A 22136-nucleotide genomic window follows, 5' to 3' on the forward strand; every position below is an offset into this window, starting at 1 on the left:
AAGGAATCCACCATGAAGTCTCCTCTCACCTTACGCATATTGATCGGGATGCTGCTTGGCATCTCCGTTGGCTATGCCTGCCACACCTGGCTGCCGGCCAATGAAGCCGCGCGTGCCGGTGGATATTTCTCCCTGCTGGCCGAGCTGTTCCTTCGACTCATCAAGATGATCATCGCGCCGCTGGTTTTTTGTACGCTGGTGATCGGCGTGACGAAGATCGGGGATGTGCGTGCCGCGGGGCGCATTGGCCTGCGCACCTTGGCGTGGTTTCTCGCGGCGGGCTTTCTGTCGCTGGCACTGGGTGCCGGTCTGGCGAATTGGCTGAAGCCCGGCGCCGCGCTGGATCTGCCGTTGCCGCCCGCCGACGTGACAACCGGTTTGAACGCCGGCGGATTATCGCTCAATCAATTCGTCGTACATCTCGTGCCAAGCAGCATCGTTGCGGCCATGTCGAGCAACGAGATTCTGCAGATCGTCGTATTTGCCGCATTTTTCAGTGCCGGCCTGTTGGCGTTGGGCGAGAAGGGGGAGAGTATCGTACGCCTGCTCGACCAGACCTCGCACGTGATGCTGCGGGTCACGTCATACGTGATGGCCGCCGCCCCGCTCGCTGTCTTCGGTGCGCTGGCGAATGTCGTTGCGACGCGCGGGCTGTCGGTCCTCGTGACCTACGGTCGCTTCATGGGCGAGTTCTACGGCGGGTTGCTACTGCTTTGGACGCTGATTGTCCTGGCCGGCGGTGTAATGTTCGGTCGCCGTGTCTTTTCGCTTGTGAGGTATATGCGCGTACCGATGCTATTGGGGTTTAGTACCGCGAGCAGCGAATCCGCCTATCCAAAGACGCTCGAACAGCTGGAGCGGTTTGGTGTGCCCACGCGGATCGCGAGCTTCGTGCTGCCGATCGGCTATTCATTCAATCTCGATGGCACGATGATGTACTGCACGTTCGCGACGCTGTTTATCGCACAGGCCTATGGCGTACACCTGTCGTTTGCCGAACAGCTGTCGATGCTGGCGATCCTGATGTTGACGAGCAAAGGCATGGCGGCGGTGCCGCGCGCCTCGCTTGTGGTGATCGCAGCGACGTTGAGCCAGTTCAATATTCCGGAGGCCGGACTGTTACTGGTGATGGGCGTGGATCACTTTCTTGACATGGGGCGCACGGCGACCAACGTGCTGGGCAACGCCGTGGCTTCGGCGGCCGTGGCCAAATGGGAAGGGGTGCTTGCCCCGGCGACACACGACGACTCGGCGCCTTCGCTGGGCCTCACGCCGGATGAGCTGCGCGAACCGGCCGGGCTCGGCCTGGCGTTGGAAAGTGAGCCTAATCACGTTTGAACCCGTCGATCATGGGCGCGAATCGGCACGGCGGCCTCTCGAGTCGGCCGTGCGTCAGCCCGCGGACTCGATCGTGATCTCGGGATGCGTGCGGAATTGCGCCAGTCTGTCATCGTCGGCGCGCGCTTCGGTGATGAGCGTCCAGAGTCGTTCCAGCGGCGTCCAGTGTTGCTGACTCGCACGGTCGAGCTTATTGGCGGTGACCAGCACATACACGTCGGCCGATTGGCGGACGATGCACTCCTTGAGCCACGCCTGTTCGGCGGAGGCTTCGCAAAGACCGCGTCCGGCGACGACGCCGTCGGCACCCAGAAATGCCTTGTCGACCGACACGCGAGAGAGCGCCAGTTGTGCCAACGGCCCGAGTACGCTCATGCTCGACGGTCGCACGTCGCCGCCGATCAGCGTCACAGGCACCTTGTTGGCCGCCAGCGCACCGACGACGAGCAAGTTGTTCGTGACGACCTGCACCCCCTCACGCCCGGCAAGAAAACGCGCCATCGCTTCGGTGGTCGTCCCTCCATCGAGAAAGATCGTATCGCCGTCGACGACGTGTGCCACGGCGGCACGTGCGATGACATCTTTCTGTTCGCGGAAGCTCTCGCGACGCAGCTCCAACGATTCCTCGGGTTCGTGCATGCGTATCGGCGCGGCGGCGCCGCCGTAGGTGCGCACGACGCGACGCTCGTCGGCCAGGGCGCGCAGATCGCGGCGCACCGTTGCCTCCGACATGCCGAAATGGGCGCACAAGGCAGCGACATCCGTCATGCCTGACAGGACGGCTTTGAAAATCGCCTCACGGCGGTTCGCAACTTTCATGGGTGGATCGGTGCTGAGCAAAACGAGAGAAATGCGAGCGAAGGACGTGTTCGCCGCGCGGCGCGCATAGTGTAGCGTCCCCGCGTGCGGCAATCGTCCAACGCGCCGCCCCGAACGACGACGATACGCTCACGCTGGTGCTGAAAAAATGATTGATTCGATCATTTTGTCGACAATCCCGACGTGATGAAAGCCCTCGGGGAGTGGGTTTCACCTGGAAATTCCCCGATGGTCACAATGTTTGCACATTTTTCTGGCAGCGATTAGACTTCCGTCTGATCAAATCGATCAAAATAATGATTGATTGGTTTATATCCACATTGGTCGGGAGACAACCATGGCTCAAATTCGTATCAAGCGCGCCATCGAGCGCGTTCCGGGGGGGATGATGATCGTTCCCTTGCTGATCGGTTCGTTGATTGCCACCTTCATGCCGGGGATGCCGACGTTCTTCGGCTCGTTTACCAACGCGTTGTTCACGGGCGCGCTGCCGATCCTCGCGGTGTTCTACGTCTGTATGGGCGCCAGTATCGATGTCAAGGCAACGCCGTACCTGATCAAGAAAGGCGGGGCGTTGTTCGCCGCCAAGATCGGCGCGGCGATTGTGGTCGGTATCGTGCTGGGGCACTTCCTGGGTGAGGCACCGGTCGCGTCGGGCATGTTCGCGGGCATTTCCACGCTGGCGGTGGTCGCGGCGATGAACGACACCAACGGTGGCCTGTACATGGCGCTGATGGGGCAGTACGGTCGCTCGGAAGACGTGGGCGCCTATACGATCATGTCGCTCGAATCGGGCCCGTTTCTGACGATGGTCACGCTGGGTGTCGCGGGGTTGTCCGCGTTCCCGTGGCCGACGCTGGTGGGCAGTATCCTGCCGCTGGCCGTAGGGATGTTGCTGGGCAATCTCGATCGTGAAATGCGCGATTTTCTGGGGCGTGCCGTGCCGGTGATGATTCCGTTCTTCGCGCTGGCGCTCGGCGCGGGGCTTGATCTGCACAAGGTCTGGCAGGCGGGCCTGCTGGGCATCCTGCTTGGCTTTGCCGTCGTCGTGGTCACCGGTATTCCGCTTTACATCGTCGACCGCCTGACGGGCGGGACGGGCGTGGCGGGTACGGCCGCCGCGAACACGGCTGGCAATGCCGCCGCGGTACCGGCGCTGATCGCTGCCGCCAATCCGGTCTACGAGGCCGCCGCCAAGAGCGCAACGCTGCTGGTGGCCGCCTGTGTGGTGGTGACGGCCATCGTCTCGCCGATCCTGACGGCAGCGGTCGCCAAGCGTGTGGCGGCCCGGGGTCTGGGGGCTGCGGCCAAGGGAGCGATGCAGTGAGCATGCTCATTGTCGCCGACGATTTGTCCGGCGCGGCCGACTGCGCGATCGGCTTTACCAACGCCGGTCGTCGCAGCGTCGTGTCGCTCGATATCGAAGGCTTCAATGCGACGGCGCAAGTGGTGGCGATCGACATCGACACGCGCCGTCTGACGGCGCACGAGGCCGCCGCACGCGCAGTCGCGGCTTGGCAGCGGCTTGCCGCGCCAGAACGGCGTCTCTACAAGAAGATCGACTCGACACTGCGTGGCAACTGGGTCGCGGAAGTCGCTGCGCTGCAGCCGCTTGCGGGCCTTGCCATTGTGGCGCCGGCTTTCCCTGCCACGGGGCGTGTCGTGCGAGACGGAGAAGTGTTCGTGCGCGGTGTGCCATTGGCCGAGACCGACACCTGGCGACTGGAGCATGACGCTCAGGAGGCGCGACTCGCGCCGATGTTGGCGGCGGCGGGGGTGAGCGCGCAGATCGTGCCCTCGGCGCTGCTGCGCAAGGATTTTGCGGCGGCGCGTGCCGCGTTGACCGATGTCGTTGCGCAGGCGCGCGCCAACGGTGTGACGGCGTTGATCGTCGATGCGCAGACAGATGACGATCTCGTCATGCTGGCGCGCGCGAGCGTCGGGCTCACGGACATCTTCTGGGTCGGCTCGGGCGGTCTCGCTCGCGCACTGGCCGAGCAACCGGCATTGTTCGCGCCGATGCATGGCACGGGGAGCGCGCGAGACAATGCACATGTGACGAGCGACGCCGGAACGACCGGCCCCTTGCTGACGCTGGTGGGCAGTCTGTCCGCCGTGTCGCAGCAGCAGTGCGCGCGTTTGTGCGCGGAGCACGCGGTGGTCGAATGGATCGTGCCGCCCGCGGTTCTGCGCGCCGGCGCGTCGCATCCCGACAGCGCACGCTGGTGTGCGGCGATTGGCGATGCCCTTGGGCAGGGAAGCGACCTGCTGGTGCGAATCGGGCGTGACGATGCCTTCGATCCGCGGGAGGGGGCGCAATTGTCGGCCTCGCTGGCGGCGTTGATCGCGCCGCACTTCGCGCGCCTGTCGGGCCTTGTAGTCACCGGCGGCGAGACGGCGCGCGCGATGTTGAGCGCGGTGGGTATCGGCGCGCTCGAGCTGCTCGCGGAAGTGGAGCCTGGTGTCGCCGTGGGGCGGCCGGCCAATGGTGCGCCGATGCGCATCGTGACGAAGGCCGGCGCTTTCGGCGGCGAAGCGGCGCTGCATAGCGCCTACCAATATTTGCGCACGACGCCCGACCTGCGCGAGCGCCGTTGAGGCAACGCGAGCCGGTAGCGCAACAACAGAACATCATCCCGGAACAGGTTCCGGACGTCATCCCAACGAAATGGATATCAACGCAAACGCCATGAATCAATATCTCCCCGTCATTGGCATCACCATGGGTGACGCGGCTGGCGTCGGCCCGGAAATTATCGTCAAGAGCCTGGCGCACGACAGCGTCTACCAGCAATGCCGCCCCGTCGTGATCGGCGACGCGCGACGTCTCGAGCAGGCCATCGCCATCGTCAAGATGCCGCTGAGCGTGCGTCGTATCGAGACGGTCGCGCAAGCGCGCTTCACGCCAGGCGTGATCGAGTGCATCGACCTGGGCCTGATTCCCGAGGACTTGCCGTTTGGCCAACTGTCGGCGATCGCGGGCGATGCCGCGTACCGCTACATCGCGCACGCGGCGAAGCTGGCCGAAGCCGGGGAAATCGACGCGATCTGCACGGCACCGCTGAACAAGGAAGCGCTGCACGCGGGCGGGCACAAGTTTCCCGGTCACACCGAGATGCTCGCTCACCTGACGGGTATCGAAGAGGTGTCGATGATGCTTGTCGCGCCGAACCTGCGGGTGATTCACGTCACGACTCACATCGGCATCATCGATGCGATTCGCAAGATCGAGCCGGGTCTGGTCCAGCGTACGATCGAGCGCGGTCACGCTACGCTGGTCAAGGCGGGCATCGCGAATCCCCGCATTGCCGTGTGCGGCATCAACCCGCACGCGGGCGAGAACGGCTTGTTCGGCTACGGGGAAGAGGAAGAGAAGATCGTGCCGGCCGTGCAACGCTTGCGTGAGCGCGGCTGGGATATCGAAGGCCCGTTGCCCGCCGATACGTTGTTCTTCCGCGCCGGGCGCGGCGATTTCGATCTCGTGGTCGCCATGTACCACGATCAGGGGCATGGCCCGGTCAAGGTGCTGGGCCTGGAGGCGGGCGTGAACGTGACGGTCGGCTTGCAGGTGGTGCGCACGTCGGTCGACCACGGCACGGCGTTCGACATCGCAGGCAAGGGCATTGCCGACGAGCGCAGCCTGCTCGAAGCGCTGCGCCAAGGGTCTGAACTGGCTACGCGTCGGGCATGAATGCCGCTGACGCCGACGCGTCGAGCGTCGTCGTCAGTTGATCATTCCACCCCCATGTGTCCGCGATCGTTGATTTCGCGGATCAGCGAGCGCAACGCGCTGACGATGCGCTCGGTCAATCCCTCAGGCGGACGTCGCTGCGCCCATACGAGTCCCACATCCATCGACGGCACGCCCGTGCTCAAATCCCGTCGCAGGATTCGCCCACCGTCGATCGACCAGGGGCGATAGACGAGGTCCGAGAGAATCGATACACCATAGCCCTGCGCCACGAGGCTACGAATTGCCTCGATCGAGCGAGTCCGGAAGTGCACGACCGGTTCGACCTGCGCGGCATGCCAGTAGCGCTCGACCGTCTGCACGTGTTCATCCATATCAAGCAGCAGGAAGCGCTGTCCGCGCACGTCGTCGAGCGTGACGCTTGGTTTGTCGAGCAGCGGATGTCCGGGGCTGGTCCACAGCCGGCGCGTCGAGCGCAGCAACGTGTGCGAGACGAGTCCGTCAGCCACGACGTTCGACACTAACAGCAACGCCAGGTCGACCTTGCCCCCCAGTACGGCCGCTTCCAGTTCGCGGCGGTCGCCCTCGATCAACGTGAGTTCGACGTTCGGGAAGCGCTTGGACAAGGTGCTGGCCACCGAAGGCAGCAGATACGCCGAAATCGTTTCGGTGACGGCCAGTCGCAGACGGCCACCGGCATCGTCCGGAAGCGTGCGGGCCTCTTGCAGCGCGTCGTCGGTGGCGTTGAGGATTCGGTAGGCGTGACGCAGAAATCGCTCGCCGGCCTCGGTCGGGCGCAGCCCCTTCGCATGCCGCACGAAAAGCGGTGTGCCGACGATCACCTCCAGATTCTGCAAGGCGATCGTTAGCGACGACTGCGACGCGCTGCATCGCTCGGCCGCGCGCATCACCTGTCCTGTCTCGGCCACGGCCACGAAATACTCGATCTGACGCAGGGTTGGTTTCATTTAAAAAATCAATATTGCAAACTATATTTTTTATATTAGTAATAAAAGTGACGGCTGTATAGCATCGGAACATCGATTCCTATAGAGACGCATGAGACATGGTTCAGGAGGTCAAGCCCGGGTTCTGCACGTTGTGCCGCTCCCGCTGCGGCACACTGGCTCGCGTGGAAAACGATGCGCTGATCGCGGTCGAACCCGATCCGTCGCATCCGAATGGCGCCGCGATGTGCCGCAAGGGCAAGGCGGCGCCGGAGCTGGTGCATCACCCCGACCGGTTGACCACGCCGCTGCGCCGCACGGCGCCGAAAGGGGCGGACGACCCGGGTTGGACGCCCATCTCGTGGGACGACGCGCTCACCGAGATTGCGGCGCGCCTGGGCGACATCCGTCGCGAGAGCGGTGCGCATGCCGTCGCGTTTGGCGTGACGACACCGAGCGGCACGCCACTATCAGACAGCATCGATTGGATCGAGCGCTTCATCCGGGTGTTCGGTAGCCCGAACACGGTTTACGCGACGGAAATCTGCAATTGGCACAAGGATTTCGCGCACGCATTCACGTTCGGGTGCGGCATGCCGACCGCCGATTACGCGCAGGCTGACGTCATCATGGTGTGGGGGCACAACCCCACGAGTACGTGGTTGAGTCAGGCGAACGCGATCGGGCGAGGGCGCGCGCGTGGCGCCAAGCTGCTCGTCGTCGACCCGCGCAAGACACCGCTTGCCGCCGACGCCGACGCCTGGCTGCCCGTGCGGCCCGGCACCGATGCGGCGCTGGCGCTCGGTCTCGCCCGTCGTCTGATCGACAGCGGACGCTATGACGAGACGTTCGTGCGCCGGTGGACCAACGCGCCGTTGCTCGTGCGCAATGACAACGGCCATTTCCTGCGCGCGTGCGATCTGGTGGCGACGGACGCTGGCGCACCGCCGGAAGCTTTCGTTATCTGGAATGAAGCGACTTCGGCACCGCAACCCTACGATACGACCCATGCGCTGAGCCGAGATGCTGCAAACGAAGCCGCCCTGCGCGGCGAGTTTGCGGTGATGTCCCGCGACGGATCGCGCATTGCCTGCCGGCCAGCGTTCGATCATCTCTGCGCGGGGCTGGCCGCTTACGACGCGGCGTCCGTTAGCGCACTCTGCGGCGTTTCTCCGGCGCAGCTCGACGCCGCCGCCGACCTCTTCACCGGGGCACAGCGCGTCGCTTATCACGCATGGTCGGGTGTCGCGCAGCACGCGAACGCGACGCAAATCGAGCGCGCCATCGCGGTCTTGTATGCACTGACCGGCAGCTTCGACAGACGCGGGGGCAATCGCGTGATGACGCGTCAACCGCTGAATGCCGTCAGTCAGCATGATCTTTTGAGTCCCGAGCAGCAGGCCAGGGCGCTGGGCATCGACGAACGTCCGCTGGGACCGCCTGCGCGCGGCTGGGTGACCGCGCGCGATACCTACCGCGCGATTCTCGATGGCGCGCCCTATCGTGTGCGCGCGCTGTTCTGCTTCGGTACCAACGTGCTGGCGTCGCAGGCGGATTATGCGATGGCGCGCCAGGCGCTCGAAGCGCTCGAGTTTCACGTCCATTGCGATCTGTTCGAGACGCCGTCGGCGCGTTTCGCCGATATCGTGCTGCCGGTGAACACGCCGTGGGAACGCGAAGGCTTGCGCGCCGGCTTCGAGATCGACGATCGCGCCGATGCACTGATCCAACTTCGCCAGCGCATGGTGTCGCCACGCGGCGAGTCGCGCAGCGACAACGACATCGTGTTCGATCTCGCGGTGCGCCTGGGAATGAGCGACGCCTTTTTCGGCGGCAGTCTCGATGCCGGCTGGAATCATCAACTCGCCCCGCTCGGGCTCGACGTGCAGACGTTGCGCGCCCATCCCGAGGGCATTTCGCGTCCGCAGCCGCAATATGAGCGCAAATACGCGCGTGCCGAGGCCGGCGATGTGCGCGGCTTCGCCACTGAAACCCGGCGCGTGGAGCTCTATTCCGAGCATCTGCTGCGTCACGGATATCCGCCGGTACCGGTGCACGTGGCGCCCCGTGCCGTGAGCGACGACGAGGCGCAGCGCTTCCCGCTGCTGCTCGGTTCGACCAAGAACGGCTACTACTGCCACAGTCAGCATCGCGGACTCGCGAGCCTGCGCATGCGCGCCCCCGATCCCGTGGTGCATCTGCATCCGTCGCTGGCGGCGCGAAAGCACATCGCAGAGGGCGATTGGGTGCGGGTGACGACGCCGGCCGGGGTCGCGCGCTTTCGCGCCGCGTTCGATACGGGATTGGGCGACGACGTGCTGCTTGCCGAATACGGTTGGTGGCAGGCTTGCGATAGTGTGGGACGTGACGGTTTTGCGATGGCGGGCGATGCGTCGAGCAACTTCAACGCGTTGGTGACGACGCAGGACATCGACCCGATCAGCGGTGCGTCGCCGTTGCGCTCGTTTCGATGCGACGTTGCGCGCGATCCGACGAGCGATCCGGCCCGCCGGCCATGGCGCGGCATGGCGCGCTTTCGCATTGCCGCGCTCGATGCCGCGGCCGAGGGGTGTGCGCCATCGCGCTCGATCCGCTCGACGACGTGGGGCTACCCGACTATCTGCCGGGACAGCACGTGACCGTGCGCGTATCGATCCCCGGGCAAGGGCAGCCCGTGACACGCGCGTACTCGCTCACCGGTCCCTCCAGCGAGCGCGACCGTCGCGGCTATCGCATTGCCGTGCGTCATCAGCAGGGGCGCACGTCCGAGGGCGCACCGTTTGACGGCGTGGTCTCGACTTGGCTGAACACCGGCGCTCGCGTGGGCGACGTGATCGAACTTGGCGCGCCGTCGGGGCGTTTCGTCATGCCGCTGCACAGCCGTCAGCCGGTGGTGTGCTTCGCCGGCGGCATTGGTATCACGCCCTTCCTCTGCTATCTGGAATCGCTGGCGGCGCAGGCCGAGCGCGCGCCCTTGCCGCTGCCCGAGGTCTGGCTGCATTACGCCAACCGCAATGGCGCCACGCATGCCTTCCGGGATCGGCTGGCGGCGCTTGCGCAGCGCCTGCCCAACGTGCGCGTCGTCAATTACTACGACGCACCGCGCGAGGCGGATGTTCTCGGTCGCGACTACGCATCGGCAGAACGGCTGTCTGCGGCCGTGGCGTCCGACGAACTGATCAAGCGACGCGCACGCTTCTACCTGTGCGGTCCGGCGCCCATGATGACGGCCGTGATGGAGGGGTTGGCGGCGCGTGGCGTACCCGCGTTCGACATGTTCAAGGAGGCGTTCCGTTCACCGAGCGCTGCGCGTGTGGACGCCGGGGCCGCGTGGCCCGTTACGTTCGTCCGCTCGGGCCGCGAGGCTGTCTGGACGCCTTCGCACGGCAGCCTGTTGTCGTTTGCCGAGTCGCTGGGGCTGGCACTGCCAAGCGGTTGCCGTGTCGGGCAATGCGAGAGTTGCGCGGTGCGCGTGCTGGCCGGCGAGGTCGAGCATCTGGGCGACGTGGCGCTCGACGAGCCCGGCATGTGTCTGGCCTGTCAGGCCGTGCCGCGCGAAGCCATCGTGCTCGACGCCTGACATCTCATTTTCACCTCGACGAGGAGCTGTACTCATGAAATTCATCGACGCCGACGCCACTCGCGCGGCATTGGCTTTCGGCCCGTTGCTCGACGCGCTTCGCAGCCTGTTCGTCACCGGATGCGAAGTGCCGCTGCGCCACACGCACGTCATCCCGGAATCGGGCTCGCGCGATGCGATGACCGTGCTCATCATGCCCGCGTGGCAGCCCGGCGGATATCTCGGCATCAAGACCGTCAACATCGCACCGGCCAATACGCAGCGCGGCGTGCCGGGTCTGCATTCGACCTACCTGCTCTACGACGCCACGACGGGCGTGCCGCTGGCGCAAATGGACGGCAACGAGATCACGTCGCGCCGCACGGCGGCAGCCTCTGCGCTGGCTGCATCGTATCTGGCGCGTGACGATGCGTCGCATCTCGCGCTGCTCGGCGCGGGACGCGTGGGGGCGCTCGTGCCGCTGGCCTATCGTGCGGTGCGTCCCATTACACGTGTGAGCGTGTGGGATCGCGATGTGCAGGCGTCCGGGCGTCTGGTCGATCGCCTGCATGCGCAAGGTCTCGACGCGGTCGTGTGCCACACCGCGAAGGCGGCCGTCGAGGGCGCGGACGTCGTCACCTGCGCAACGCTGGCGACCGAGCCCATCGTGCAGGGCGACTGGTTGGCGCCGGGCGTCCATCTGGATCTGATCGGCAGCTTTACGCCGCAGATGCGCGAAGCCGACGATCTCTGCTTTGCTGGCGCGTCGTTGTACGTCGACACCGACGAAGCGCTGGCGAAATCGGGAGAGTTGCTCGGACCGATGTCGCGAGGCGTGTTCGCCGCGTCGGACGTGCGCGGCACGCTGGCCGACCTGTGTCGCGCAGGACGCGGATGTCGTAACGGCGAGGGGGAGCGCACGGTATTCAAGGCCGTAGGGACAGCGCTGGAAGATCTCGCGGCCGCCACGCTCGTCTGGCAGGCGACACGACACGCTTGACACGACGCGGGCAACTGGCGATGGACGACGGCGGAGATGATAAATCGCTGTCGCAGGGCAGGGCACGGGGCGAGCATCGCGAGGTGCGGCGGTGCCGATCATGACAAACCTAAGGGAACACAGGCAATGAAACCGGGAAATTCACTTTCGAGCATGTCGGAGACGCCGCGGGACGGCGGACTTCTGGAACGTCTGGCGGCGGCGGTCACGCGTTGGTCCGAGCGCTGGTTTCCGGACGCCTATCTTTTCGCGGCGCTTGCCGTCATCGTATGCGCGGGCGGCGCGCTCGCCATCGGTGTCCCGGCGGTCAAGGTGGGCGTGGCCTTTGGCGACGGCTTCTGGAGCCTGATCCCGTTCACGATGCAGATGGCCATCGTGGCGATTTCCGGCTATGTGGTGGCCGTCTCGCCGCCCGCGGCGTTGCTCATCCGCAAGATGGCCACGCTGCCGCGCAGCGGTCGTAGCGCGGTGGCCTATGTGGCATTTGTGAGTATCGTGCTCTCGCTGTTCAACTGGGCCATCAGCCTGGTCTTTGCCGGCTTGCTGGTGCGCGCGATTGCGCGCCGCGACGATATTCGCATGGACTACCGTGCGGGGGGTGCCGCGGCGTATCTGGGCATGGGGGCGACGTGGGCGCTCGGCCTGAGTTCGTCGGCGGCACAGTTGCAGGCCAACCCGGCAAGCTTGCCGAAGGCGCTGGTCGAGATCACCGGCGTCATTCCGTTCGCCGACACCATCTTCCTGCCGCAATCGATGGCGATTGCCGCCGTGCTGACGGTGGTGTCGGTGGCGCTGGCTTACTACTCGGCACCGCGCGACGACCGCGCCACCGTCGCGGCCGAGCTCGGTGTGTCGCTCGACGATATGGCGAAGCCTTACGTGCGTGCGCAACGCCCGGGGGATTGGCTTGAACACAGCCCGGTAGTCACGGTGCTGATCGTGGCGCTGGGTGTGCTCTGGATCGGACATGAGTTCACGACAAAGGATCCGTTGCTGGCGATCTCCAATCTGAACACTTACAACTTCGTGTTCCTGATGTTGGGCATGTTGCTGAACTGGCGTCCCCGCCGGTTTCTCGATGCGATCGCGAAGTCGGTGCCGTCCGTGGCGGGCGTGCTGATCCAGTTCCCGCTCTACGGCGGCATTGCCTACCTGCTGACCAAAGCGCCGGGCATCGATGGGGCGACGCTTTCGCACCACCTGTCGAGCTTCTTCGTGGCGATCTCGTCACAGACGTCTTTCCCGGGTGTGATGGGCGTGTATTCGGCGGTACTGGGCTTCTTCGTGCCGTCGGGCGGCGGCAAGTGGATCATCGAGGCCCCGTACGTGATGCAGGCGGCCAACGACCTGCACGTGCACCTGGGGTGGGCGGTGACCGTGTACAACGCAGCCGAAGCGCTGCCGAACCTGATCAATCCGTTTTGGATGCTCCCGCTGCTGGGGGTGCTCGGTCTGCGCGCGCGCGACATTGTCGGATACACGTTCACGCAATTGTTGGTGCACTTCCCCGTGGTCATCGTCATGCTGTGGCTGCTCGCGCAGACATTGACGTATCACCCGCCGGTGATGCCGTGAGGTGCAGGCTGTCGCGCAACTTCGGACGTCGAAGCGGATTGCGATTGGCGCTACACTGTGCCCCGAGAAAAAGAGTCATTGCGCACTTCACGGGGGAGTTCGAAACATGTCAGCCAGAACCTTGCTGATCGCCTGCCTGGCCACCGCAGGAATATCGGTGGCCGGTGGCGCGGCCGCTCAGTCCTACTTGCAGAGTGGCGATCTGAACAGCATCCGCCAATCGAATCAGGCCGCGCCGGGTGGTCAGCCCGGCGTGGGGCTTACGCCACCCGCGTCGACACTTGACAGGGAGGGCGGCGTTGGCGCACGGTTCAAGCAGGGCATGGCGGAGGGTGAGCGGCAGGCACAACGCCAGCGTGAGTCGTCCGCGACGAACGATATGCAGATGAGGCAACTGACGGATCCGCAACGCGCGCCGCAAGGTCGTTTCCCGGGCGCGTCGACGAACGCGCAGGGTGCGGTCTACTTCAACGAGCAGGGGCCCACCGCTTGCAAGCGAGATCCGGTGTCGGGGCAGGTGCAATGTGGGGCGACCCCCTCACGATAAGCGCCGTCTTACCGCTTTCGATTATCGCGATGCCGCATCGTCCGGGCGGCACACCGACAGCACATGTTGTCGAAGCCAGCGATGAACGGGGTCCGCGTCCATTCGGGGATGCCACATCAACGACACGGCAATCTGTCCGGTCGTCACCGGCAGGTCGACCACGTGGACCGACGCGGATGAGGTTGCGACGCGCCGTGCGGCGCGTTGCCTCATGAGTGACGCGGGCACCAGCGCGATCAAGCCGGACGCCTGCGCCACGGACAACGCCGCCGGAAAGCTTGGCACCACCGCGACAATGTCGCGGTGCAGACCCAACGCCTCAAGTGCGACATCGACAGGCCCCCGCCCGGCGCCGTGCCGCGACGCCACGACATGCCCGAACGCGACGTATCGTTCGGCGGGCGACGCCACAGTGGGGCACCTCGGAACGTCACTTCGGCTAAGATGCAAGCATCGACGTCGTGGCCGATGCGATAGCTCCGAGAGCGAGGCCGTTCGAGCCCGCCATTCCGACAATCCGGCAATGAAGCCATTTGGCAACGGTTGGCGAAGTCTGTTCGCCTGCATGATCGTGGGTGCGGCAGGCTTATACACGGCTGCCACGCTGGCGCAACCGCCGCAGTACAAGAACGACGCCGAGTTGATGGGCGCGGCGATCGCGGCGCCCGAAGGTGTCGGTGAGGTGCTCGCGCGGCTCGTGCAGAAGTGCGGGCTCTACGGCGACGCCACGCGAACCCACGGGAATGCGGCATTGCGCGCATGGCAGACGCGTCATCGCGACTATCTCGCCGAGGGCCGTCGCGTGCGCGCCGAATTGCAATCCGCCTATACCGACCCCGACGAACGCGCGCGCTTCGACGACTTGCTGCGCAACCAATTGCCGATGCTTGTCGAGCGCCAGTTCGTCGTCTATTCCCGCAGCATCGACGATCAGCCGACCGAGAGCGCGAAAGCGGATCTGTGCGACGGCTATTTCTCGGCGGTGGATGACCGTCAGTTCGATCTCAAGGTGAACGACCCGGCGCTCGCCGCGTTCCTCGACCGGCGTATTGCGGCACGTGCCGCACCCGTCAGTGCGGACGATGCCGGTGGGGCAGCCCTCCGAGCCCGGGGCGGATGCCGCAGCAAGCGCGCCGCCCGCACCGGCGGCGCCGGCCAAGTGAGCACGGCTATGCGACCGCGACCGCGTCGCCGTCCTCCGGCCGCTCGCCCGTGAGCAGGTAACGCATGAGATCGCCCACGGGGCGAATGCGCTCACCGAAGGGCAACGGGTCGCGGCCGCGGAAGAAGAGTCCGCGCGCCACATCGCCACGCACCGCCTGGGCGAGTTTCAGATCGATGCAGAACTGCCCGATGCGCGCCACGCCGTCGCGCAGCCCGCAGGCCTGCAAGCAGTCGAATCCCTCCAGACACTGCCGCACCTTCGCCTTTGCTTGAAGGGCGGTCTCACGCGAGAGGTACTTTCTCAACCACGGTGTCAACACCGCACGCGCAGGCAGCCCGGCCACGCTGGTGAACTCGGCAATGTCTTCCGGCCGTGCGCTCGCCAACACCGCCTTGAATGCGGGGTGCGCGTCCGATTCCTCGGTGACCGCAAACGCCGTGCCCAACTGCACGCCTGCCGCGCCTTGTCCCAGCCAGTGGCGAACCTGCTCGTGACGGTGTATGCCGCCAGCCACGATCAACGGCACGCGGGCCCACTCGATGCCAAGCGTCGCGTAGATCTCGCGGCACTCCGCGAGCACGCGATCGAACGAGAAGCGCGCGTCGCCCAGATCCTCGATGCGCGACGCGCCAAGATGCCCGCCCGCATGCGCCGGATGTTCGATGACGATGGCGTCCGGCAGGCGGCCCTTCTTCTGCCACTTGCGCAACACGAGGCTGACGCCGCGCGAGTCCGACAGAATCGGGATGAGCGCGACGCCCGGATGAGACGCCGTGAGTTCCGGCAGGTCGAGCGGCAATCCGGCGCCCATGACGATGGCGTCGGCGCCGCTCTCGCACGCCTGCCGTACCAGCGATGCGTGTGCGCTCACCGCCTTCATGACGTTGACCGCCACCAGTCCGTTACCGTCGGCAATCGCCTTGGCGGCGCGGATCTCGCGGTCCAGCGCAATCAGGTTGACCGCCTCGATGGCCGCCTTCTTGCCCTCCGGGGTGTGAAGGCCGTCCACTTCGGCGAGCAGGTCAGGATGATGGTGGCGCAGATCGATGCTCGCGATCGTCCCCATGCCGTTGTGCCGTGCCACCGTGCCGGCGAGCCGGTGCGCGGAGATGCCGATGCCCATGCCGCCTTGCACTACCGGCACCAGCCGGCGGCCGGCCAGCGTCAACCATTGCTCGTTCATGTCAGTTCCGTTCGTCGAGGTGGACTCGCGCGGGCGATGGCGCCGTGTGACGGCGCGCCCACGCGAAAAGGGCAGTCTGGCACCTGCCCCGCGAACGGGTCTTGCGATGGGTCAAGCGCGGGCGCGCTCAGGCGGTGCGGAGCCTGCGGCATGACGTCGCAGCCGCTGGCCCCGCGTGTGGCCGCTTGTGAGCAGACGCTAGTCCGCGCGGGCTTTGGGCGGCGTGCCGCTCAGTTTCATGCCGAGGCCACGCAGGAACACGCGCAGCCCGTCGGTCTTCCCCAGTTGCGGACGATGACGGAAGACGTCGTAGTTGACGGCATCGATCCGGTCGAGGATGCGCAGCCCGCCATGCACCACGCAGCACAGTTCGAGCCCAAAACGGCCGGGGACGCGGTTGGCGAGCGGCGCGCCGCGCAGCATCATCCGCCGGGCAAAGTCGACCTCGTAGCGCATGAGCGCGCGCCAGCGATCGTCGAACGTCTGCGCGCCGATGTCGGCGTCGGTCACGCCGAAGCGCGCCATGTCGTCCTGCGGCAGGTACACACGCGCCTTGCGCCAGTCGACTTCCACGTCCTGCCAGAAGTTGATGAGTTGCAGGGCCGAGCAGATGTCGTCCGAGCAGGCGATGTTCTCGGGGGTGTCGAGCTTGAACAGGCCGAGCATGATGCGCCCGACCGGGTCGGCCGAGCGGCGCGTGTAGTCGCGCAGGTCGGCGAATGTCGCGTAACGCTTGACGTCGATGTCCTGATCGAACGCGCTCAGCAGGTCGGAGAATGGCTGGACCGGGAGCCGATGCTCGGCAATGACACGCGCAAGGGCCGCGAACAGCGGTTTGTCGGGCGACGTGGGCTGTCCGGCGGCGATCTTGTCGAGTTCCGCCTGATAAGCCGCGAGGCCGGCGTGACGCTCGGCGTCGGACGCATCGCCCTCGTCGGCAATGTCGTCGGCCGTGCGCGCGAAGTTGTAGATCACGCCGACCGGCGCGCGCATCTCGCGCGGCAGCAGGATACTGGCGACCGGGAAGTTCTCGTAATGCTCGATCTTGGCGTCGGAAGTCATCAGGCGGGTGGGGCAAATGGGGCAACGCGGCGGCGCTGAGGGCCCCGAGATTCTATGCTATCGTTCCGAATCCTGGCGGGAAAGTCGCGCCAATCCCCGGTATACTTCCCTCCTTGCAAGAATCCCCTGAGTTTTTTCCGTGGTGTCACCCCGTTCCCCTGCACGACGAGGAGCCTCGTGAGCGTCGCCGAACCGATCGAAATGTCGCCTGAGCCAAGCAGCGCACGCGTGGCGTCGGGCAGCAGTTTTTACGCTGCCATGCGCATTCTGCCGCCCGCGCAGCGCGAAGGCATGTTCGAGATTTATGCCTTTTGCCGCGCCGTAGACGACATTGCCGACGACGGCGACGACACGTCGGCGAGCCGCATGGCGCGTCTGGCCGCGTGGCGACGCGATCTGGCCGATCTGTACGACGCACGCCCGGCGCCGTCGCTCGCGAACCTTGCCCGCGTGGTCAAGCAGTTCGGCCTGAAGCACGATGACTTTCTCGCCGTGATCGACGGCATGGAAATGGATGCCTGCGGCCCCATCGTCGCGCCCGACTTGCCCACGCTCGATCTGTATTGCGATCGCGTGGCGAGCGCCGTCGGTCGTCTGTCGGTCAAGGTGTTCGGCATGCCCGAGCAGGACGGTATCGACCTGTCCTATCATCTCGGTCGCGCCTTGCAACTGACGAATATCCTGCGCGACATCGACGAAGATGCCGGCATCGGCCGCGTCTATCTGCCGCGCGAAACGCTGGCCGAGGCCGGCATCGTGGGCGCCACGCCGCAGAACGTCGTTGCCGCCCAGCTCGACCGCGCCTGTGCGCCCCTGGTGGCGCAGGCCCGAGAACATTATGCGAAGGCGCGCGCCATCATGGCGCCGTACCCGCGCCGCGTGGTGATTGCGCCCGCTGTGATGGCCAAAGCCTACGGCGCGATCCTCGACAAGCTCATTGCGCGCGGCTTTGCCGTGCCTCGCGAGCGCGTGCGTGTGCCGCGCTGGCGTCTCATGCTGATGCTGCTGCGGCAGATGGCGTTCTGATGTCGGGCACGGCTCACGTTATCGGTGCCGGTCTGGCAGGCCTGGCCGCCGCGGTAAGGCTCGTGAAGCGTGGCGTGCCGGTCGTGCTGCATGAGGCGGCACCGCAGGCAGGCGGACGCTGCCGGTCCTACTTCGACCGGCAGTTGAACGCGGTGATCGACAACGGCAATCACCTGGTGCTCTCGGGCAATACGACGATGCGCGAATTTACGCGCACCATCGGCTCTGAACACACATTGACCGGCCCCGATCGTGCGGAATTCGCATTCGTCGATCTGACGAGCGACGAGCGCTGGACGGTGCGTCTGTCGGAAGGGCGCCTGCCATGGTGGATCTTCGACAGCACCGCCCGCGTGCCGGGCACGAAGTGGTCGGACTACCTGTCGCTCGCGCCGCTGCTGCGCGCCGGGCCCGACGCGACGATGACCGACGCGATGCGTTGTCCGCCCGCGCTTTACCAGCGCCTGATTCACCCGCTGTTTCTCGCCGTGCTCAACGCCGATCCGGCCGAAGGCTCGGCGCAGATGGCGGCCGCCGTCATTCGCGAAACGCTCGCGGCGGGCGGCAAGGCGTGTCATCCGCTGATCGCGAGCGAGGGCCTGGACGTATCGTTTGTCACGCCTGCGCTGGCGTTCCTGGAAGCGAACGGCGCGCGCGTGATGATGCAGCACCGCGTGCGGGCGTTGGAATTTGCGCCGGACGACAGTCGTGTGGCGTCGATCGATTTTGGCGACGGACCGCAGGCGTTGGCGGCGGACGATGCCGTCGTGCTGGCGGTGCCGCCAAACGTGGCGGCCGGGCTGGTGCCGGACCTGACGACGCCCGACGAATACAGGGCCATCGTCAACGCCCATTTCCAGGTGCCGCCGCCGCCGGGCTGCCCGCCGATGATCGGCGTGGTGAACGGCGTGAGCGACTGGATCTTCGCGTTCGACGGCCGGTTGTCGGTGACGATCAGCGGGGCGGACCATTTGCTCGACGAATCTCGGGAATCGCTCGCGCTGCGCATCTGGGACGAGGTTGCGCGCGCCTGTCAGGTACCCGCCACGCCGATGCCGGTGTGGCAATTGGTGCGCGAGAAGCGCGCCACGTTTGCGGCAACGCCGGCGCAGGACAAGCGTCGCCCCGGCGCGCGCACGCGCTGGCGCAATCTCGCGCTCGCTGGAGACTGGACGGCCACCGGCCTGCCCGCGACCATCGAAGGCGCGCTGCGCAGCGGCAACCGGGCGGCCGACGTGCTGCATCCCGCCTGAGGCTTGTCGAACCGTCTCGTGCATGAGCCGGGCGACAGAACCCGGCACCTGTCGTCAATGACACTGTTTAACCGGCGCGTACACCGCGCCGATCACACGCCTTTGAGTAGGCAAGAATGCCATGGACACGATACGCGATGCTTCCGAAAAGGAAGCGCGACGCACGGCCACTGCCACGGCCGTGGACCTCAAACTGCATACCGAGCTTGCCCATAAGGTGAGCACGGCAATGGCAACACAGACGCTCGAGACGGGCATCGACCGCTCGATCACGGCGTTGCTCGACCTGCAACAAGACGACGGTCACTGGCTCTTCGAACTGGAAGCCGACGCCACGATTCCGGCGGAATACGTGCTGCTGCGTCATCATCTGGCCGAGCCGGTCGACGCCGAACTCGAAGCGAAGATCGCCGCCTATCTGCGCCGCATCCAGGGCGAGCACGGCGGCTGGCCGCTGTTCCATCAGGGCAAGTTCGACATGAGCGCGAGCGTGAAGGCGTATTTCGCGCTCAAGATGATCGGCGATCCCATTGACGCCCCGCACATGGTGCGCGCCCGCGAGGCCATCCTCTCGCGTGGCGGTGCGCAGAACTCGAACGTTTTTACGCGGATCTTGCTGGCGTTGTACGGTGTGCTGGAGTGGAAGGCCGTGCCGATGATGCCCGTCGAGATCATGCTGTTGCCGCAGTGGTTCCCCTTCCATCTGTCGAAGGTGTCGTACTGGGCGCGCACCGTGATCGTGCCGTTGCTTGTGCTGCAAGCCAAGCGCCCGCGCGCGCGTAATCCCAAGGGCGTCGGCATCGACGAGCTGTTCATCGGTCGTCCCAAAGACGTTGGCCCGCCCAGGCGCGCACCGCACCAGAGCCGCTTCTGGTTCACGTGCTTTTCGGGCGTCGATCATGTGCTGCGAGCCCTCGATCCGTTCTTTCCGAGAAAACTGCGAGAGAAGTCGATCCAGCGTGCCGTCGCGTTCGTCGAGGAGCGCCTGAACGGAGAGGACGGCCTCGGTGCGATTTATCCTGCCATGGCCAACGCGGTCATGATGTACGACGCGCTTGGCTATCCCGAAGCGCATCCGAGCCGCGCGATCGCCCGCCGGTCGGTCGAGAAGCTGGTGACGCCTGCCGATCACGAGACCTATGTGCAGCCGTGTCTGTCGCCGGTGTGGGACACCGCGCTGGCCGCGCACGCGCTGCTCGAAACCGGCGACAAGCGCGCCATCGAGCAAGCAGGCAAGGGGCTGAAGTGGCTCATTCCGCTACAGATCCTGGACGTGCGCGGCGACTGGATTTCCCGCCGCCCGAACGTGCGTCCGGGCGGTTGGGCCTTCCAGTTCGCGAATCCGCACTACCCGGATGTCGACGACACCGCCGTGGTCGCCATGGCGATGGATCGCTACGAGAAGCTCGTGGGCGCCTTCGGGAACGACACGGTCGACGCGAGCCCGCGGCCGATGCGTCACGCGATCGATCGCGGCACGGAGTGGGTCATCGGCATGCAGAGCGGGAACGGCGGCTGGGGCGCATTCGAGCCCGAGAACACGCATCTGTATCTGAACAGCATCCCGTTCTCGGATCATGGCGCCTTGCTCGATCCGCCAACGGTGGACGTCTCCGCGCGATGCCTGTCGATGCTCGCGCAATTGCCGCCATCGCCGGAGCGCAAGGCCTCGGCCGATCTGGCGTTGAAATATATTCTCGACGATCAGGAAGCCGACGGCAGTTGGTACGGCCGCTGGGGCATGAATTACGTGTACGGCACGTGGTCGGCGATGTGCGGCTTGCAGGCGGCGGGGGTGCCGCCGGCGCATCCGGCCATGGCGCGCGCGGCGCAATGGCTCCTCTCGATCCAGAACGCCGACGGCGGATGGGGCGAGGACGGCGAGAGCTACAAGCTCGACTACCAGGGCTACGAAGCGGCACCGAGCACGGCGTCGCAAACGGCGTGGGCGTTGCTCGGCCTGATGGCGGCGGGCAAGGCCGACGATCCGGCGGTCAAGCGCGGTGTCGCTTATCTGCTGAGTACGCAGAACGATGAAGGGCTGTGGGACGAAGCCCTGTACACGGCGACGGGCTTCCCGCGCGTGTTCTATCTGCGCTATCACGGCTATCGCAAGTTCTTCCCGCTGTGGGCACTCGCGCGCTACCGCAACCTGACGGTGCGCAATGACTGCCCGGTGCCGTGCGGGATGTGATCGCGCACGCCATGACCCCGCCCATCATCGTGGTGACCGGTATGCCCTTCGAAGCCCGCATCGCGCGCGGCGACGGGGTGGTCGTGGTCTGCGCGCAAAACAATACGCTCGCGTCAGACCTGGAGGCCGCGATGGCACGCGACGGCACGCGCGGGCTGGTGAGCTTCGGCACGGCGGGCGGTTTGAGGCCCGGCGTGGCGCCCGGTCGGTGGGTGATTGCGCATAGGGTATTGGATATGCCGCAGCAGGCGCACGCGTATGTGTCGTGCGTGCGCTGGGCCGATGCGCTGCGTCGTGCCATGCCCGACGCCTTGCACGCCGATCTGGCCGGGGTGACGGCCCCTGTCGTCAGGGCCGACGACAAGGCCGCCCTGTGGCGCGAGAGCGGGGCGGCGGCGGCCGACATGGAGTCGCACATCGTCGCACGCGTGGCACAGGCGCACGGACTACCGTTCGTCGCCGCCCGCGTGGTGATCGACCCGGCGGAGCGCTCGCTCCCCCCAGCGGCGCTCGCCGGACTTCGCAGCGACGGCTCCACCGATATCCTCGGCGTGCTGCGCTCGCTCGCCCTCAATCCGCTTCAATTGCCCGCGCTGCTGCGTGTCGGGAAAGACGCGAGCCGCGCCAATCAGGCCATGCGCCATGGACGCGAGGTCGTCGCGCGCGAACTGGGCGACGGATTCGGTGCGGTGGCTGCCGGCCTCTGATCACGGCGTCTTTCCCCGCCATCCGTCACCACGATCACCCTCAACAAAAATGCCAGCGCGTCGTTGTCGA

19 protein-coding genes are annotated in these 22136 nt (G+C 65.9%); 14 read left to right on the forward strand and 5 right to left on the reverse strand.

Annotated features, from left to right (window positions below; all coding sequences use genetic code 11):
* Nucleotides 1-12 precede the first annotated feature (12 nt).
* Nucleotides 13-1338, forward strand: a complete 1326-nt coding sequence (locus DRB87_RS06540) for a dicarboxylate/amino acid:cation symporter (protein ID WP_130025308.1) — start codon at nt 13-15, stop codon at nt 1336-1338.
* A 54-nt stretch (nt 1339-1392) separates the two neighbouring features.
* Here the strand turns inward: DRB87_RS06540 and DRB87_RS06545 are convergent, their stop codons facing one another.
* A complete protein-coding gene (locus tag DRB87_RS06545; RefSeq protein WP_017235456.1) occupies nt 1393-2157 on the reverse strand; it encodes a DeoR/GlpR family DNA-binding transcription regulator in 765 nt (254 codons plus the stop codon).
* A 337-nt stretch (nt 2158-2494) separates the two neighbouring features.
* Between DRB87_RS06545 and DRB87_RS06550 the strand changes: the two genes are divergently transcribed.
* The 3 genes from DRB87_RS06550 (at nt 2495) to pdxA (ending at nt 5848) form a co-directional block, all read left to right on the forward strand.
* Nucleotides 2495-3484 carry a 2-keto-3-deoxygluconate permease gene (locus DRB87_RS06550; RefSeq protein WP_017235457.1) on the forward strand — a complete coding sequence of 330 codons (990 nt, stop codon included), beginning with the start codon at nt 2495-2497 and terminating at the stop codon, nt 3482-3484.
* Nucleotides 3481-4755, forward strand: coding sequence for a four-carbon acid sugar kinase family protein (locus tag DRB87_RS06555; RefSeq protein WP_130025309.1), 1275 nt, complete (start codon nt 3481-3483; stop codon nt 4753-4755). Before DRB87_RS06550 ends, DRB87_RS06555 begins: the two co-directional genes overlap by 4 nt.
* A 91-nt stretch (nt 4756-4846) precedes the next feature.
* Complete coding sequence (gene pdxA / locus DRB87_RS06560; protein ID WP_130025310.1) at nt 4847-5848, forward strand: 4-hydroxythreonine-4-phosphate dehydrogenase PdxA; 1002 nt, start codon at nt 4847-4849, stop codon at nt 5846-5848.
* 41 nt (nt 5849-5889) lie between these two features.
* Here pdxA and DRB87_RS06565 read toward each other — a convergent pair whose 3' ends face one another.
* Nucleotides 5890-6816, reverse strand: a complete 927-nt coding sequence (locus tag DRB87_RS06565; protein ID WP_130025311.1) for a LysR family transcriptional regulator — start codon at nt 6814-6816, stop codon at nt 5890-5892.
* A gap of 98 nt (nt 6817-6914) precedes the next feature.
* Between DRB87_RS06565 and DRB87_RS06570 the strand changes: the two genes are divergently transcribed.
* From DRB87_RS06570 to DRB87_RS06585, 5 genes are all read left to right on the forward strand, one after another.
* Nucleotides 6915-9434 carry a molybdopterin-dependent oxidoreductase gene (locus DRB87_RS06570; protein WP_370363641.1) on the forward strand — a complete coding sequence of 840 codons (2520 nt, stop codon included), beginning with the start codon at nt 6915-6917 and terminating at the stop codon, nt 9432-9434.
* On the forward strand, nt 9365-10375 hold the full coding sequence (locus tag DRB87_RS24150; protein ID WP_370363643.1) for a 2Fe-2S iron-sulfur cluster-binding protein: 1011 nt from the start codon (nt 9365-9367) through the stop codon (nt 10373-10375). The genes DRB87_RS06570 and DRB87_RS24150 overlap by 70 nt, the downstream gene beginning before the upstream one ends.
* Before the next feature lie 34 nt (nt 10376-10409).
* Nucleotides 10410-11354 (forward strand): ornithine cyclodeaminase family protein, encoded by a 945-nt coding sequence (locus tag DRB87_RS06575; protein ID WP_130025312.1) that lies wholly within the window; start codon nt 10410-10412, stop codon nt 11352-11354.
* A gap of 153 nt (nt 11355-11507) precedes the next feature.
* On the forward strand, nt 11508-12929 hold the full coding sequence (locus DRB87_RS06580; protein WP_130025313.1) for a short-chain fatty acid transporter: 1422 nt from the start codon (nt 11508-11510) through the stop codon (nt 12927-12929).
* 106 nt (nt 12930-13035) lie between these two features.
* Nucleotides 13036-13476 carry a hypothetical protein gene (locus DRB87_RS06585; RefSeq protein WP_130025314.1) on the forward strand — a complete coding sequence of 147 codons (441 nt, stop codon included), beginning with the start codon at nt 13036-13038 and terminating at the stop codon, nt 13474-13476.
* Between the two features lie 21 nt (nt 13477-13497).
* On the opposite strand, the gene DRB87_RS06590 is transcribed toward DRB87_RS06585, so the two are convergent.
* A complete protein-coding gene (locus tag DRB87_RS06590) occupies nt 13498-13887 on the reverse strand; it encodes a LysR substrate-binding domain-containing protein (RefSeq protein ID WP_130025315.1) in 390 nt (129 codons plus the stop codon).
* Between the two features lie 112 nt (nt 13888-13999).
* On the opposite strand from DRB87_RS06590, the gene DRB87_RS06595 reads away from it, so the two are divergent.
* Nucleotides 14000-14692, forward strand: coding sequence for a hypothetical protein (locus tag DRB87_RS06595; RefSeq protein ID WP_130025316.1), 693 nt, complete (start codon nt 14000-14002; stop codon nt 14690-14692).
* Here DRB87_RS06595 and DRB87_RS06600 read toward each other — a convergent pair.
* Together DRB87_RS06600 and hpnC are read right to left on the reverse strand one after the other, a co-directional pair.
* Nucleotides 14646-15824 carry a nitronate monooxygenase family protein gene (locus tag DRB87_RS06600; protein WP_130025317.1) on the reverse strand — a complete coding sequence of 393 codons (1179 nt, stop codon included), beginning with the start codon at nt 15822-15824 and terminating at the stop codon, nt 14646-14648. The genes DRB87_RS06595 and DRB87_RS06600 overlap by 47 nt on opposite strands.
* A 198-nt stretch (nt 15825-16022) precedes the next feature.
* On the reverse strand, nt 16023-16886 hold the full coding sequence (hpnC, locus tag DRB87_RS06605) for a squalene synthase HpnC (protein ID WP_130025318.1): 864 nt from the start codon (nt 16884-16886) through the stop codon (nt 16023-16025).
* Nucleotides 16887-17063: 177 nt separating this feature from the next.
* On the opposite strand from hpnC, the gene hpnD reads away from it, so the two are divergent.
* The 4 genes from hpnD (at nt 17064) to DRB87_RS06625 (ending at nt 22066) form a co-directional block, all read left to right on the forward strand.
* Complete coding sequence (gene hpnD, locus DRB87_RS06610) at nt 17064-17912, forward strand: presqualene diphosphate synthase HpnD (protein ID WP_130025319.1); 849 nt, start codon at nt 17064-17066, stop codon at nt 17910-17912.
* Nucleotides 17912-19165, forward strand: a complete 1254-nt coding sequence (hpnE, locus tag DRB87_RS06615; protein ID WP_130025320.1) for a hydroxysqualene dehydroxylase HpnE — start codon at nt 17912-17914, stop codon at nt 19163-19165. The genes hpnD and hpnE overlap by 1 nt, the downstream gene beginning before the upstream one ends.
* Nucleotides 19166-19286: 121 nt before the next feature.
* Complete coding sequence (gene shc, locus DRB87_RS06620) at nt 19287-21359, forward strand: squalene--hopene cyclase (protein ID WP_130025321.1); 2073 nt, start codon at nt 19287-19289, stop codon at nt 21357-21359.
* A gap of 11 nt (nt 21360-21370) precedes the next feature.
* On the forward strand, nt 21371-22066 hold the full coding sequence (locus DRB87_RS06625) for a phosphorylase (RefSeq protein ID WP_130025322.1): 696 nt from the start codon (nt 21371-21373) through the stop codon (nt 22064-22066).
* Nucleotides 22067-22136: the final 70 nt, after the last annotated feature.

The organism is Pandoraea sp. XY-2, assembly GCF_004193915.1.
In the GTDB taxonomy this organism is placed as follows: domain Bacteria; phylum Pseudomonadota; class Gammaproteobacteria; order Burkholderiales; family Burkholderiaceae; genus Pandoraea; species Pandoraea cepalis.

Coding starts and splice junctions, on each gene's coding strand:
- DRB87_RS06540 (WP_130025308.1), top strand. CDS start 13: ATGAAGTCTCCTCTCACCTTACGCATATTGATCGGGATGCTGCTTGGC.
- DRB87_RS06545 (WP_017235456.1), bottom strand. CDS start 2,157: ATGAAAGTTGCGAACCGCCGTGAGGCGATTTTCAAAGCCGTCCTGTCA.
- DRB87_RS06550 (WP_017235457.1), top strand. CDS start 2,495: ATGGCTCAAATTCGTATCAAGCGCGCCATCGAGCGCGTTCCGGGGGGG.
- pdxA (WP_130025310.1), top strand. CDS start 4,847: ATGAATCAATATCTCCCCGTCATTGGCATCACCATGGGTGACGCGGCT.
- DRB87_RS06565 (WP_130025311.1), bottom strand. CDS start 6,816: ATGAAACCAACCCTGCGTCAGATCGAGTATTTCGTGGCCGTGGCCGAG.
- DRB87_RS06570 (WP_370363641.1), top strand. CDS start 6,915: ATGGTTCAGGAGGTCAAGCCCGGGTTCTGCACGTTGTGCCGCTCCCGC.
- DRB87_RS06575 (WP_130025312.1), top strand. CDS start 10,410: ATGAAATTCATCGACGCCGACGCCACTCGCGCGGCATTGGCTTTCGGC.
- DRB87_RS06580 (WP_130025313.1), top strand. CDS start 11,508: ATGTCGGAGACGCCGCGGGACGGCGGACTTCTGGAACGTCTGGCGGCG.
- DRB87_RS06585 (WP_130025314.1), top strand. CDS start 13,036: ATGTCAGCCAGAACCTTGCTGATCGCCTGCCTGGCCACCGCAGGAATA.
- DRB87_RS06595 (WP_130025316.1), top strand. CDS start 14,000: ATGAAGCCATTTGGCAACGGTTGGCGAAGTCTGTTCGCCTGCATGATC.
- DRB87_RS06600 (WP_130025317.1), bottom strand. CDS start 15,824: ATGAACGAGCAATGGTTGACGCTGGCCGGCCGCCGGCTGGTGCCGGTA.
- hpnC (WP_130025318.1), bottom strand. CDS start 16,886: ATGACTTCCGACGCCAAGATCGAGCATTACGAGAACTTCCCGGTCGCC.
- hpnE (WP_130025320.1), top strand. CDS start 17,912: ATGTCGGGCACGGCTCACGTTATCGGTGCCGGTCTGGCAGGCCTGGCC.
- shc (WP_130025321.1), top strand. CDS start 19,287: ATGGACACGATACGCGATGCTTCCGAAAAGGAAGCGCGACGCACGGCC.
- DRB87_RS06625 (WP_130025322.1), top strand. CDS start 21,371: ATGACCCCGCCCATCATCGTGGTGACCGGTATGCCCTTCGAAGCCCGC.